Origin of the sequence: Acinetobacter higginsii, from assembly GCF_000369845.1 — a bacterium.
GTDB classification, from domain to species: Bacteria; Pseudomonadota; Gammaproteobacteria; order Pseudomonadales; family Moraxellaceae; genus Acinetobacter; species Acinetobacter higginsii.
Genome location: NZ_KB850223.1, coordinates 592,438 through 606,177, shown reverse-complemented (window position 1 = coordinate 606,177; position 13,740 = coordinate 592,438). Strand labels below are relative to the sequence as shown.

General features: G+C 41.6%; 11 protein-coding genes. 3 read left to right on the top strand and 8 right to left on the bottom strand.

The annotated features are described in order from the left end of the window. The first annotated feature begins 5 nt into the window (after positions 1–5). Complete coding sequence (locus F885_RS00100; RefSeq protein WP_005202327.1) at positions 6–644, top strand: DUF2238 domain-containing protein; 639 nt, start codon at positions 6–8, stop codon at positions 642–644. A gap of 25 nt (positions 645–669) precedes the next feature. On the opposite strand, the gene blp2 is transcribed toward F885_RS00100, so the two are convergent. The 6 genes from blp2 to F885_RS00130 form a co-directional block, all read right to left on the bottom strand. Next, complete coding sequence (blp2, locus tag F885_RS00105) at positions 670–2,817, bottom strand: Ig-like repeat protein Blp2 (protein WP_005323045.1); 2,148 nt, start codon at positions 2,815–2,817, stop codon at positions 670–672. 252 nt (positions 2,818–3,069) lie between these two features. Continuing rightward, positions 3,070–4,032: a protease SohB gene (gene sohB, locus F885_RS00110; RefSeq protein ID WP_005202324.1), complete on the bottom strand. Its 963-nt coding sequence runs from the start codon at positions 4,030–4,032 to the stop codon at positions 3,070–3,072. A gap of 147 nt (positions 4,033–4,179) precedes the next feature. After that, a complete protein-coding gene (gene pstB / locus F885_RS00115) occupies positions 4,180–5,094 on the bottom strand; it encodes a phosphate ABC transporter ATP-binding protein PstB (RefSeq protein ID WP_005202323.1) in 915 nt (304 codons plus the stop codon). A gap of 14 nt (positions 5,095–5,108) precedes the next feature. Then, positions 5,109–6,503 carry a phosphate ABC transporter permease PstA gene (gene pstA, locus F885_RS00120; protein ID WP_004801280.1) on the bottom strand — a complete coding sequence of 465 codons (1,395 nt, stop codon included), beginning with the start codon at positions 6,501–6,503 and terminating at the stop codon, positions 5,109–5,111. After that, complete coding sequence (gene pstC, locus F885_RS00125; protein WP_004652128.1) at positions 6,500–7,879, bottom strand: phosphate ABC transporter permease subunit PstC; 1,380 nt, start codon at positions 7,877–7,879, stop codon at positions 6,500–6,502. Before pstC ends, pstA begins: the two co-directional genes overlap by 4 nt. A 99-nt stretch (positions 7,880–7,978) precedes the next feature. Next, a complete protein-coding gene (locus F885_RS00130) occupies positions 7,979–9,010 on the bottom strand; it encodes a substrate-binding domain-containing protein (protein WP_004801282.1) in 1,032 nt (343 codons plus the stop codon). 356 nt (positions 9,011–9,366) lie between these two features. Here F885_RS00130 and F885_RS00135 point away from each other — a divergent pair, with 356 nt between their 5' ends. Continuing rightward, positions 9,367–9,816: an SRPBCC family protein gene (locus F885_RS00135; RefSeq protein WP_005323043.1), complete on the top strand. Its 450-nt coding sequence runs from the start codon at positions 9,367–9,369 to the stop codon at positions 9,814–9,816. A 53-nt stretch (positions 9,817–9,869) separates the two neighbouring features. Here F885_RS00135 and F885_RS00140 read toward each other — a convergent pair whose 3' ends face one another. Then, on the bottom strand, positions 9,870–11,252 hold the full coding sequence (locus tag F885_RS00140; protein WP_032859851.1) for an amino acid permease: 1,383 nt from the start codon (positions 11,250–11,252) through the stop codon (positions 9,870–9,872). A 138-nt stretch (positions 11,253–11,390) separates the two neighbouring features. Further along, positions 11,391–13,112 (bottom strand): alpha-keto acid decarboxylase family protein, encoded by a 1,722-nt coding sequence (locus F885_RS00145; RefSeq protein ID WP_005323041.1) that lies wholly within the window; start codon positions 13,110–13,112, stop codon positions 11,391–11,393. Between the two features lie 135 nt (positions 13,113–13,247). Between F885_RS00145 and F885_RS00150 the strand changes: the two genes are divergently transcribed. Beyond that, a complete protein-coding gene (locus tag F885_RS00150; RefSeq protein WP_004652123.1) occupies positions 13,248–13,733 on the top strand; it encodes an Lrp/AsnC family transcriptional regulator in 486 nt (161 codons plus the stop codon). The last annotated feature ends 7 nt before the right edge of the window (positions 13,734–13,740 follow it).

Genomic DNA, 13,740 nt, shown 5'->3' with positions numbered 1-13,740 from the left:
ACAGTATGATCGAACAACAACTGAGTTTAAAACATTATATTGCACTGGCGATTGTGCTTCTGGTGGTTGCAATTGCAAGTATTCAACCGCTTGAGTTTGAGGCTTATCTACTACACCAAGCGGGTACCGTGTTGATGCTCATCGCCCTCATCGTCACGATGAAAAAGATTGGCATCAGTTTTTATAGTTTTTGCCTCTATCTGGGCTTTCTTTTGATCCATATCTTAGGGGCACACTACCTCTACTCTTATGTGCCTTATAATGAATGGATTGAAAGCCTTTTTCACTTTGACTTAAATCAAACCATGGGTTGGTCACGTAATATGTATGATCGACTGGTGCATTTTGCTTACGGTCTATTACTCTATCCTTTTTTCTATCGCTGTTTTCAAGTCTGGTTACCAACTGCCAAACCTTTGACCCTATTTCTGCTGGTTATCCAGTTTGTCATGGCATCGAGCATGTTTTATGAACTGATCGAATGGTGGATCGCCATTGGTTTATCACCTGAAGATGCTGAAAACTATAATGGCCAACAAGGCGACGTGTGGGATGCCCACAAAGATATGTTCCTTGCAACCATCGGAGCACTGCTAATCGGTATTATTCAACTGCTCAAACAAAAAACGCCTATTCAAAAATAGGCGCTATTCTCAATATGAATACCAATTAAATAATAGAATGTTGCAATACCGTAAGCTGGTCTAAAGGATCGGCTTTAATGGTCTGAGCATAATCCAGATTTGTTAAATCAGCGTTTGCTGAATGACTGATTGTAGGAGATGAGTTTTGCCCTGTAAGCAATTGGTTCAAAACCTCATCCAACTGATTTGATGTTGGTTCTGGAGAAGATAATAAGCTGCTTAAGCCCAATTTTTCAGTGTTGGTCGATTCAGAAACAGGTTCAGCTTGCTGGGTTTGCAAGGCTTCCAAATCAACCGTATCTGCCAAAGATGCTTTCGCTACAGCAGGTGCAAGCACATTAAAACTAAATGCATCACTCGTCTCACTAATATTCCCTGCTGCATCAGTCAGGGTTAAGGTGATTTTATGCGCCCCTACACTCAAATCCTGCTTAACTTCAAAACTCCATCTGCCATTATCCCCGACTGTTACCGTACCAATCGGTTGACCATTGTCATAAATCGTCAGGACGGCTTTTGCTTCGCCCACACCTGCCAAAGTCGGTTTGCTATCATCGGTATCACCTCCCGCAGCGATCGCCCCTTTTACTGCACCGACATCATCCATGACCGTTTGCAAAATAGGTTTATTGGGCGCAATGGTATCTTTTGTCCCGACCACATCGGAAGCTTCGGAACGGTTCCCTGCAGCATCAATGATATAGACTTTACCTACATTTTTATCGGTTAAAGCTGATGAAAGTGTAATGCTAAATTTTCCATCCGCACCAACAGTACCTGAACCATACAGCGTTTTCCCATCTGCACTTCTAATTTCAATTTTACTATTTGCTTCCGCTGTCCCTACCACCGAATCACCTGCTGCATTGATTTCAGCAACCGCTTTATCTGGCGCAATAGTGTCCTTTCCAGCAGTAATCTCAAGTGGCTTGGACTGGTTGCCAGCAGCATCTTCTACAATGATGGTTGCCTTTTTATCTGTGGCTAATGCGGGTGAAAGTGTAATCTGAAATTTACCCTGCGCATCTGTGACTCCACTGCCAATGATTTTTCCATCCGCATCTTTGATCTGTACCTTGCTATTCGCCTCTGCTCGACCTTGAATTGAGGAACCTTCCTTATTTACATCCACAAAAGGTTGATCAGGAGGCAAAGTATCTTTTCCGGCAATCACTTTAGAAGGTGTCGATTTGTTTCCTGCAGCATCTTCGGCAACCACTGTTCCGCCTTTGTCACTGGTTAATACAGGTGAAACTTTTATCGAATACAGTCCTTCTTTATTCGCAATCACGGTACCTAATAGTTTTCCATCAGCATCATAAATCGAGACTTTTGCATTGGCTTCTGCCTTGCCAGTAACAATTGTGCCATCTGCATTAAGTTGTGCTGTCGGCGCATCTGGTGCAATGGTATCTTTATTTCCCGTCACGACAGCTGCTTTAGAGGCATTGCCAGAACTATCGATCGCGGTCACGTTGACCTTGCCACCATTCACCAAAGGCTGATCCAGCTTAATCGTGTAATTTCCTTCGGCATCGGCTTGAGTCGTAGCAATCACTTTCCCCGCAGCATCCTTAATTTCGATTTTGGCCTTAGCTTCGGTTTTACCCGTAATGGTTTGTGTATCTGTACCCAAATTCGCTGTCGGTGTCCCTGGTGGTGTTATATCAATCGGTTGGTTACTACTTTTATTTTTATCGTCATCATCATCTTTTACTGCCCATAAATACACACCTTCTGCGACTAAAGCAGCCAAACCCACTTTCCATAATTGGGATTTACTAATCGCAGAATCATGATCAACATTTTGAGGCTGAGAAACTGGTGTAGTAACTGCATCAGTATATGCAAATTGGGTCAATGAGGTCGCTGGGGCATAACGAACAAATTTACCCGAATCATCAAACTCTGCGACCGCATAAGTACCATCCACTTTTGCGAGTGCTAGGCTGTGTTCGGTTAGATTTTCATTACTATAAAAACCACTAACAACAATCTTTTCACCATTTTTTAGTGTAATGACAAGATCATTACCTTGCTTGATAATTGATTTAATATCTGCTTGATTTACACCAATCTGTACGATCGAAGGCTGGTCTAAAACCACACTTTTTAGTTGTGCATCTTGTAGGATATTCGAGTTTTTCTTTGAAAAAACAACAACTCTTGTCATTATTATGCTCACTTATCAATTATATTTTTAAATAATTCTTCGATTAATGAATAATTAAGTAATTCATCTTGCAAATAAAATATCAAATGATTGATATGACTACAATCTCTTCGATCAGAAGTTTTGTCATGTTTGTTTAATTCACCAAATATTCAAATCTAGCCAAGTATTTTCATAGAAATCAGCAGTAAGGCACATAAAAAAACCAGCCCTATAGACTGGTTTTTCAAGATCATTTTACAGTTCCAATCATTAAAATTTTGGATCACGCATTTGTACCAATGTGCTATTTGCCTTTGCCAGACTATCGGTAATTTTACTGAGCACAGTCGGAATTAAACTCTCAGCCATTTGTGCAGCTTGCAAACCTAATTTCTCACCAAAAGTTGGACGTTTACGGGTATTAATCACATAAATATCATGCTTTGGTAATAGACTTAATAAATACTCATCTGAAGTTTGCAACTTATCTACCAAGTTCAGTTCACGGGCATCCTCACCATACCAGTGCTCGCCTGTTGCCACTTTTGTAATATCCAGTTGAGGACGATATTTCTCAACAAAATGTTTAAATAAAGAATGGGTTTGCTGCAATTCTTCTTCAAACTTCGCCTTACCTTCTGGTGTATTTTCACCAAACATAGTCACGGTACGCTTGTATTCACCTGCGGTATATAATTCAAAATCAACATTATGTTGTTTTAACAAACGATTGAAGTTTGGCACTTGTGCGACCACACCAATCGAACCAACCACAGCAAACGGCGCAGAGATAATTTCGCTGGCAATACATGCCATCATATAACCACCACTGGCTGCAACCTTATCTACACAGATGGTGACGTGAAAGCCTGCATCACGTAAACGCACCAATTGAGCTGCTGCAAGACCATAGCCATGCACCATTCCACCAGGACTTTCCAAGCGAACAACAACACGGTCATGCCCTGCTTTGGCAGTCGCTAAAATCAGGGTAATTTCTTCACGAATAGTATCTACGGCAGAAGCTTGGACATCCCCTTTAAAGTCGAGGACATAGATTTTTTGATCATTCTTTTTGCGGATCTTGGCTTCTTTGGAAAGTTGTTGAACAAGTTGTAATAACTCCAAACGAGATGCTGTCGTTTGCGCAATTCTTTTTCTTTGTTCATTCACACGCGCATTTAAATGACTAATACGAATTTCAGCAGGAAACTTAGGTAAATGGAATAACATGAAGTATGTGCTCTATAAGTTCGGCGTTATTGTTCTAAGATGTGGTCTGCTCAATAAAAATTCAATAGCGATTTTGCAAAATAGATTCATTTTCATTTATATATAAAAAAAGAGTCCGAAGACCCTTTTTTATATAACCCTAAAAAATTAACCAAAACGCCCTGTAATATAAGCTTCAGTCAATTGATGATCAGGCTGAGTAAACACTTTTTCAGTCGAGTTCACTTCAATCAGGTCACCCAAATGGAAGTAAGCTGTACGGTCAGAGACACGCGCCGCTTGTTGCATAGAGTGGGTGACGATCGCAATGGTGAATTGTTCTGACAATTCTGAGATCAATTCTTCAATTTTTGCGGTCGCAATTGGATCGAGTGCCGAACATGGTTCATCCATCAAAATCACTTCTGGACTCACCGCAATGGTACGTGCAATACATAAACGCTGTTGCTGACCACCTGATAAACCAGTGCCTGGCTGACTCAAACGATCTTTGACTTCATCCCATAAGCCCGCTTTACGTAAACTGTTTTCCACGATTTCTTCTAAATCATATTTATCACGTGCCAGACCATGTAGTTTCGGGCCATAAGCAACATTGTCAAAAATTGATTTTGGGAATGGGTTTGGCTTTTGGAACACCATGCCTACTTGCGCACGCAATAACACCACATCAAGGTTTGGATCATAGATATCTTGATCATCCAAAGTCACCTTACCTGTCACACGGCAGCTATCAATCGTGTCATTCATACGGTTTAAAGTCCGTAAGAACGTTGATTTACCACAACCCGATGGGCCAATAAATGCAATCACCTCATTCTGGTAAACATCAAGGTCGATGCCTTTGATCGCCTCAGCGTCACCATAATAAACATGAACATCTTTGGTACTGATTTTCACTTCGCTCGTTTTTGGCTTTTTATTTGAAGAAGCCGTTTCAAACTGAGAGACAAATGCAGTATTTGATTGCTGAACTTGCGCTTCAGGTGACGTAAATTCTTTTTGCTGTGGATTCACTGATTTATCCTTTTCTACGGCGTTCATAATATCAATCGTATTCATTGTACTCTCCTCAATTACCAACGCACTTCAAATTTCTTACGGAGCCAAATGGCAAGGCTATTCAAACCAATCATTAACGCTAGTAAAACAATAATCGCTGCTGCAGTACGTCCTTCGAAGAAGTTACGTAATTCATTACCTTGCCATAAATACACTTGTACTGGCAATGCGGTTGCTTGATCGAGTGGTGTTGTCGGCACGCTTGCAACGAAAGCACTCATTCCGATTAAAAGTAATGGCGCAGTTTCACCCAGTGCATGTGCAACCCCAATGATCGCACCTGTCATAATGCCCGGTAAGGCCAACGGTAATACATGATGAAAAATGGTTTGTACTTTCGATGCCCCTAGCCCCAACGCGGCTTGACGAATCGAAGGCGGCACTGCTTTTAACGATGCACGTGTCGTGATAATCACGGTTGGCAAAGTCATTAGACTCAGAACCAAACCACCGACCAGTGGTGCTGATAATGGCAATTGCATCCAGCCAATAAAGATAGCTGCACCCAGTAAACCAAACACAATTGAAGGAACCGCAGCCAAGTTGTTGATGTTGACCTCAATAATATCCGTCATCATGTTCTTTGGTGCAAACTCTTCAAGATAAATTGCACTCGCAACACCGATTGGAATCGAGATCACAATCACGATCATCATCATGAATAATGAACCCATGAATGCGCCAGCTAAACCACTTGTTGCAGGTGAACTACGAGAATCCGGACTAAAGAACAAGTTGGTGTTGAAGGTACTTTTAATAATTCCTTCCGCTTTTAACTGATCTGCAAGTTGACGAACTTCTGGTTCGAGTTGTTGCTGATCATCTGGCAAACTACGGTCAATATTACCTGCTAACCATACATCTATATTGGCATCCGCTAAGAATTTGATCTCTTCTTTGCTTCCAATCAGTGCAGGGTTTTTAAGCACCATATCACGCAAACGATATGCTTCAGAACTGGTATATAAACTGCTTAGATAATCACGTTGAGACTCTAATGCTTTATTTTTAGCAACAATCCCATTTACGATCAAGGCATCCCAATCCACCATACCCATTTCAGTTTGCCAAGCGACCATGCGTTCTTCAAAGTGAGCTGGAGTTTCACCTGCTGTTTGTTTTGGCTTCGCTCCAACATTGATGATCGCTGGATCAAAATAAACAGGAACTGTAATACTGCTTTGCCAAAAAGAAGGCAGACCTTTCGCCAAGATGCTACCAAATAGTAAAGCAACAAATGCCAGCGCGATCACGACCGCCGAGATACCTGCAAAGCGAAAGGTTTTTTCCTTACGATGTCGCTTAGCCAAAGAACTTTGGATCTTTCTTTTACGCTGCTCACGTTGTTCAGCAGCTACTTGAGGATCCAATAGGTTCGGATCCAGAGGAGATGTATTTGATGAACTCATTCGTATTGCTCACGATATTTACGCACGATATACAGTGCAATAATGTTTAGACCCAAAGTAATCACAAACAGCGTTAAACCAAGGGCAAATGCCACCAGTGCTTGCGGGCTGGCAAAGTCAGTATCCCCCGTTAATTGCTTCACAATCGTGACGGTTACTGTTGAAACTGCTTCAAATGGATTTGCATGCAACAATGGACTGTTCCCTGCTGCAAGCACCACAATCATGGTCTCACCCACTGCACGGGATACGGCGAGCAAAAACGCACCTGTAATCCCTGGTAAGGCAGCAGGCAATACAACTTGACGAATGGTTTCTGATTTGGTTGCACCTAGGCCCAAAGAACCATCGCGTAATGCGCGAGGCACCTGAGTAATGATGTCATCGGATAATGAAGAAACGAATGGGATAATCATAATCCCCATCACAAAACCTGCGGTGAGTGCACTGGTCGCATTAATATTGATACCAACACTTTCACCCACCATTTTAAAGAATGGGCCAATCACCATTAAGGCAAATACACCATAAACGATCGTTGGAATCCCTGCCAAAACCTCAATTGCAGGTTTTGCCCAAGAACGCAACCTTGGCGATGCATATTCAGCCAGATAAATCGCAACCAACAAGCCAATCGGTACCGCAACCAATAATGCGATACCACTGACCATTAAGGTTCCCCAAATCAGCGGTAAGATGCCGTAACTACCTTCTGCATTTCCTGATGTACTAAAGCCTGGATTCCATTCAGTACCAAAGAAGAAGTCAACTGGACTAACAAAATGGAAAAAGTGCAACGCTTCTCTTAACATCGATAAAACAATACCGATTGTTGTCAAGATTGCGACACCAGAACACAAGATCAAAGCAACATTAATGGTTTTTTCGACTTGGTTACGTGCACGGAATTGTTGGCTCACATGACGCTTTGCCCACACTAAACCAGCCAGTCCAGCACTAATCACCACTGCAAGTTTTGCAAATGAGCCAATGGTCTGGAATTTAGCAAGTTGTTGTGCTGCTGCAACTTCATATGCTGCTGGCTGATCTGTTACCCCGAAACCAGAAGCAATTGCTTGTACTCGACTGGTTAAAACATCACGGCCTGCCGCATCTAAAGTCGAACTTACAGATGCAGGAATATTATTGAAAATAATATGTTGTAAAATACTTGGTTCAACCAAGTTCCAAATAATCAAAATTAAAAAAGCAGGAATACCACACCACAAAGCAACCAACGCCCCATAATATCCTGGACGAGAATGTAGTGTTGCTGAGTTATTTCCCTTACCTGCTAGGTTACGGCTTTTACTCAGCCCGATTTGATATGCAATTGCCACAAGGGCTAATAACACACCGATAAGTAGCAGATTCATGTAATCTCCACTGTTTTCTCAATTTTCATGATTTGAAAAAACTTAGCTAGACAAAAAGGCTGATGATCCAACGTCTCACCAGCCTCCCTTTTAACAATATTACTTAACTGATTTACCAGCTTTGAAATCAGCTAGGATTTTTGCGCGCTCTTTGTCGCTTAAAGGAATCAAGCCCGCTTTTTCTAATTTAGAACCTTTACCAGAAATTTTCTTGTTTAAGAAGAATTCTGTGTATTGCGGTAAGCCTTTGATTGATTTCAAGTGCTCGCCTTTCACGTAGAAGAACAATGGGCGCGAAACAAGGTAGCTACCATCTAGTACAGTTTTCTCAGATGGAGTCACGCCATTTACAGTCGCTACACGTAATTTATCACGGTTTGAATCATAGAAACCTAGACCAAATACACCGACTGCATTTGGAGACGTTTTCAAGCGAGCTAGAGTTTCAGTATAGTCACCCGCAATTTCAATCACACGACCATCTTTACGGAAAGTTGAACATGCTTTCTTTTGATCGTCTTTACTTAAAGCTTTGTAGTAATCAAATGCTTCACAACCAGCATCAACCATTTTCTCTTGGAAAACTTCACGCGTACCGTGGTTAGATGCAGGAATAACTAAAGTGATCGGCTCATTTGGTAATGATTTATCAATTTGGTTCCAAGTTGTATATGGGTTTGGAACTAATTTACCATTTGAAGGAAGCTGTGCAGATAATGCAGTGAATACATGGATTGGTTTTAATTTATACGCTGCTTTTTTAACATTTGATGCAAATACGATACCGTCGTAACCCACTTTAATTTCTTGTACTTGGTTTACGCCAGATTTTTTACATGCATCAAGCTCTGTGTCTTTAATTTGACGAGAAGCATTTGCGATGTCGATAGTGTTATCACCTACACCTTGACAGAATTGCTTCAAACCACCGCCCGTACCACCTGAACCAACAACCGGTGCTTTGAACTGTGGGAATGTGTTGCCAAACTCTTCAGCAACAATACTTGCAAACGGTAATACAGTAGATGAACCAGCAATTTGAATCGTATCACGAGCTGCATTCGCAGTCGTTGCTACAGTTGCCCCAGATACAGCTAATGCAATTGCGATGTGACGTGGATTTAAGCGCATTCTGTTTTCTCTCATTTATGCAATTTGGTTTACAACTCTTTTTAAGTTAAGTGTTGTACTTTGGTTAACTGCATTTTGAGCAGATAATATGACAATTAAGTGACAACTTTATGACGCTTTTGTGATAGCCATTTCTTAAGCTCATTTTTTAGAAAATTATTGGTCATAAAGTCATATTTTCTGCTTTATTTTTTGCAGCTCAGAACTCGATTACACTCAGAAAATAGCGTTTAGATATTGAATTTTATGGGATTTAAAAGAACACTCGCGCATTCAGCTTAACAAAAAGCATCTTGGGCAGAGCAACCAGTTTATATATGTTTTATGACAATTCCCTATCAAAAAGAACAGATACAATGCTAAATCCTGTCATAATTGAAACACAAATGCTGATTCGTAAACCGGCCCACAGCGTTTTTGAAGCATTTATTGATCCAGAAATCACCTCAAAATTTTGGTTTAGTTCGGCAACATCACCACTTGAACAAGGAAAAACGGTTGAATGGACTTGGGAAAAATACCAAGTTTCGGCAAACGTAAAGGTGACAAAAATCATTACCAATGAATTGATTCAGATTCAATGGGGCGAGCCGAGCAGTACGGTTGATTTTATCTTTGAAGCGATCAATGACGATCAAACCTATCTCAGAATTCAAAATTATAATATCCCCTTACAAGGTGATGAGCTGATTGCCTTTATTATTGATAATACGGGTGGCTTCACTACCGTTGTCGATAGTCTGAAAGCCTATTTAGAACATGGGATTCAACTCAATCTGGTTCAGGACAAGTTTCCACCCTTCTAGATCAATACAACATCGATGCAATAAAAAAGGCACATTGCTGTGCCTTTTTTGATTTAAAGATTGGACTGCGCTTCGGGCAGAACCAGCATTTTTTTACGATATTTAAAGATATACATCGCCGCTAAAATCGCCAACCAGATCGGTCCGAGAATAACAGCCAAACGCATATCAGGGGTCATCGCCATAATAATCAAAATAAAGCAGACAAAGCTGATGGTGAGATAATTACTCCATGGGCTCCAGATGCTTTTAAATTTGGTTTGATGTTGTTTCAGGCACATTGCTTTATTAAATTTCAAATGGGTGACGGAAATCATTAACCAGTTAATCACCAGTGCCGCAACCACCAGCATCATGAATAACTGAAAGGCTTCACCTGGAATTAAATAGTTGACCAACACACATACCGCCGTGACCGAAGCAGAGACAATCGCTGCAGGTACTGGAATTCCTCGCGCATTCACTTTTTTCAATATCGCAGGTGCATTGCCCTGTTCGGCCAAGCCATGCAACATACGGCTATTACAATAGATACAACTGTTATAAACAGAAACCGCTGCAATCAACACCACAAAATTGAGGACATTGGCAACCCCATTACTATTCAAGGACTGGAAGATCAATACAAAAGGGCTGCCCCCTTCCGCCACCATATTCCACGGATAAAGACAGAGTAAAATCCCGATTGCACCGATATAGAAAATCAAAATACGGTACACAATCTGATTCACCGCCTTAGGAATGGTGGTTTCAGAATTTTTGGTTTCTGCTGCGGCAATTCCGATCAGTTCAAGTCCACCAAAAGCAAACATGATCACGGCAAGCGCCATAATAAAGCCATGCGTGCCATGTGGAAAAAAGCCACCGTGCTGCCATAAATTGGCAATACCCGCCTGTGGACCCGCAGAACCAGAAAGCAATAAATAAGCACCGAAGCCAATCATACTTAAAATCGCAACAATCTTAATGCAGGAGAACAGAAATTCGGACTCACCAAAGAATCTGACATTGACCAGATTAATGGCATTAATCAGTACAAAGAACACCAAGGCTGTCAGCCATGTGGGCACGTCTGGCCACCAAAATTGAATAAAAGTCCCGATGGCGCTCAGTTCAGCCATACTGACCAACACATACAGTACCCAATAATTCCAGCCCGACATAAAGCCTGCCATGCGGCCCCAGTATTTATTGGCAAAATAACTAAATGAACCGCTCACGGGTTCTTCAACCACCATTTCTCCTAAATGGCGCATAATTAAAAACGCAATCACCCCTGCAATCGCATAACCTAATAAAATAGAGGGCCCTGCCAGCTTGATGGTTTGCGAAAGACCCAGAAATAATCCTGTCCCAATTGCCCCGCCTAGCGCAATCAGCTGGATATGTCGATTGGACAATCCTTGCTTTAACTCATGTTTATTGTTTACATCCATCATGTTATCTCCAATGTGTGTGTCACATCCTGTACACCTTTTTATACAGCGCATGATTCGAAGCTCAGCATGAAGCTCCGAATCTGATTCGCTCTCTTATCAATTTATAAAGTTGAAGATTTTCCAATTTCCTTCTGATCAGGAGGAAATTGCTTTTTTACTGGGTAATGCTTGGGAGCGTTGTTTTAAGATTTCATAGCCTCGATCGCCATAATCAAAGCGCGCAATCACTGACGCAAATTTTTTCAAACTGGATGGTGCATCCATAGCTGGGAGTTTTAACTCGATAAAGGTCAGACCATCGAACTGGTCGATACCATCCAAGGTTTGTTTAAGTTGACCTACGGTTTCTACCACACAACTTTGATAGGCTTTCGTACCATTGAAGACATTTGGAATTTCGGCATATTTCCAATTTTGCACATCATTATAGGCGGCATTTTCGCCCATGATCAGACGTTCAATGGTATAGCCACCATTATTGAGTAAGAAAATAATCGGCTTAAGGCCTTGACGAATAATGGTCGAAAGCTCCTGTACGGTAAGCTGAAATGAACCATCACCAATAAACAGGATTTGGCGGCGTTCTGGTGCAGCCAACAAACTACCTAATAAAGCAGGCAAGGTATAACCAATCGAACCCCACAATGGTTGAGCAATATATTTCGCCGTTGCCGGTAGCTTGAGCCCTGCCAAGGCTGAGTTAGAAGTCCCGACTTCACCGATAATCACATCATCATCTTTAAGAAAGCCCGCAATATAACGCCACAAAACATCCTGACTAAGCTTTTGCTGTTCAGGCACCTCAAGTGTCTGTTGTGCTTGCTGCTCCAACATCGGCTGGCTTAACTTCCGTGGTGCAACCTTCTTATTCAGCTCCACCAGAAGTTGTCCAATTTCGATGCCGGGGAAATCCTGTCCAAAAATCGTCAAACCATAAGGTTTGATTTCAATGTAATTTTCAGTGGCAATTTGATGGGTAAACACCCCAGTTCCGACATCAGTAAAACGTACCCCGATGCCCATCAAGCAATCAGACTGCTCAATGGTCTGACGCACATGCGCTTGGCTTGCGCCACCAACATAGGTTCCCACATAACGCGGTGAACCCTCATCCATAATATTTTTAGCGGTCAGCATACTTGCAAAAGGAATCGAGCATTTTTTGGATAAATCATCCAGTAGTGAGGTAATCCCAAATACAGAGGCTTCATTATCAATCAGCAACGCTGGTCGCTTGGCTTGCGCAATCACCTCACACAGTTTAGTGACTGCGCTTTGTAACAGCTCAGGCTCAACCCTCGGGTAAGATAAATCGAGTGAACGATCTGTCACTTCAATTTTGACGTGAGTAATATCCGATGCCAACTGGATATGTACAGGTCGACGTTCAAGGAAACATTGACGTAACACACGGTCAATTTCAGAGACGGCATTGGCTGGGGTTAGACGGGTCTGTGCAACCGTGAACTCTTTCATGCAGTTCATGATGTTGTCGTAGTTACCATCCACCAGAGTGTGATGAACCAGAGTTCCTTTCTGAACCACATGTAAAGGCGGAATCCCTGAAATATGCACCACTGGCACATTCTCAGCATAAGCACCTGCAATACCATTAATCGCACTTAAATCACCGACCCCATAGGTCGTTGTCAAAGCAGCAAAACCGTTGATGCGTGCATAACCGTCAGCAGCATATGCCGCATTTAATTCATTACAATTACCAATAAATTCGAGTTGGGCATCCGCCTCAACTTGTTCGAGATAAGAAAGGTTAAAATCACCAGGTACACCAAACAGATGTTGGATACCCATTTGTTTTAGACGAAGATTTAAAAAATCACCGATTTCTATGAACATTGCTCTACATCCTTTCAAGTCAATTTTTTATTCCATAGAAAAATAATATTTCATCTACCTGTTAAATTTCGTGCATAATAAAAACGCATTTTAATAAAAATACAATATTTGTGTATCATAAAAGGATTTTATGCAATGGATAAGTTCGACTGGCAAATCATTCAGGCCCTACAAAAGAATGGACGGCTCACCAATCAGGAAGTTGGAGATTTAATCGGTTTATCGGCTTCACAATGTTCCAGACGAAGACAGTTACTGGAGCAAAAAGGCGTGATCTTGGGTTATGCCGCCCGCATCCACCAACAGGCTTTAGGCTTGGAGGTTACCGCGATGATCCACATTAACTTACGCATTCACGAGGCCAAGTCACAACAGGCTTTTCAGGACTTAATTGAAGCTGAGGACAATATTCAAGATGCTTTTTCAATCAGCGGCGATGCTGATTTTATTTTAAAAGTCGTCGCAGAAAATCTGGAACAGCTGTCCCAATTCGTGACAGAGCGACTACTGTCTTATGGTTTTATTGGCCATATAAAATCTTACATTGTGTTAAAAAAAATCAAAGAACAGAATCACTTTCTCAGCAAATCCAAAGGCCACAGCTACCATCCAGCCACTTAAACCCCAT

Coding starts and splice junctions, on each gene's coding strand:
- pstA (WP_004801280.1), bottom strand. CDS start 6,503: ATGAGTTCATCAAATACATCTCCTCTGGATCCGAACCTATTGGATCCT.
- F885_RS00100 (WP_005202327.1), top strand. CDS start 6: ATGATCGAACAACAACTGAGTTTAAAACATTATATTGCACTGGCGATT.
- F885_RS00130 (WP_004801282.1), bottom strand. CDS start 9,010: ATGCGCTTAAATCCACGTCACATCGCAATTGCATTAGCTGTATCTGGG.
- blp2 (WP_005323045.1), bottom strand. CDS start 2,817: ATGACAAGAGTTGTTGTTTTTTCAAAGAAAAACTCGAATATCCTACAA.
- F885_RS00145 (WP_005323041.1), bottom strand. CDS start 13,112: ATGTTCATAGAAATCGGTGATTTTTTAAATCTTCGTCTAAAACAAATG.
- pstC (WP_004652128.1), bottom strand. CDS start 7,879: ATGAATCTGCTACTTATCGGTGTGTTATTAGCCCTTGTGGCAATTGCA.
- sohB (WP_005202324.1), bottom strand. CDS start 4,032: ATGTTATTCCATTTACCTAAGTTTCCTGCTGAAATTCGTATTAGTCAT.
- F885_RS00150 (WP_004652123.1), top strand. CDS start 13,248: ATGGATAAGTTCGACTGGCAAATCATTCAGGCCCTACAAAAGAATGGA.
- F885_RS00140 (WP_032859851.1), bottom strand. CDS start 11,252: ATGGATGTAAACAATAAACATGAGTTAAAGCAAGGATTGTCCAATCGA.
- F885_RS00135 (WP_005323043.1), top strand. CDS start 9,367: ATGCTAAATCCTGTCATAATTGAAACACAAATGCTGATTCGTAAACCG.
- pstB (WP_005202323.1), bottom strand. CDS start 5,094: ATGAATACGATTGATATTATGAACGCCGTAGAAAAGGATAAATCAGTG.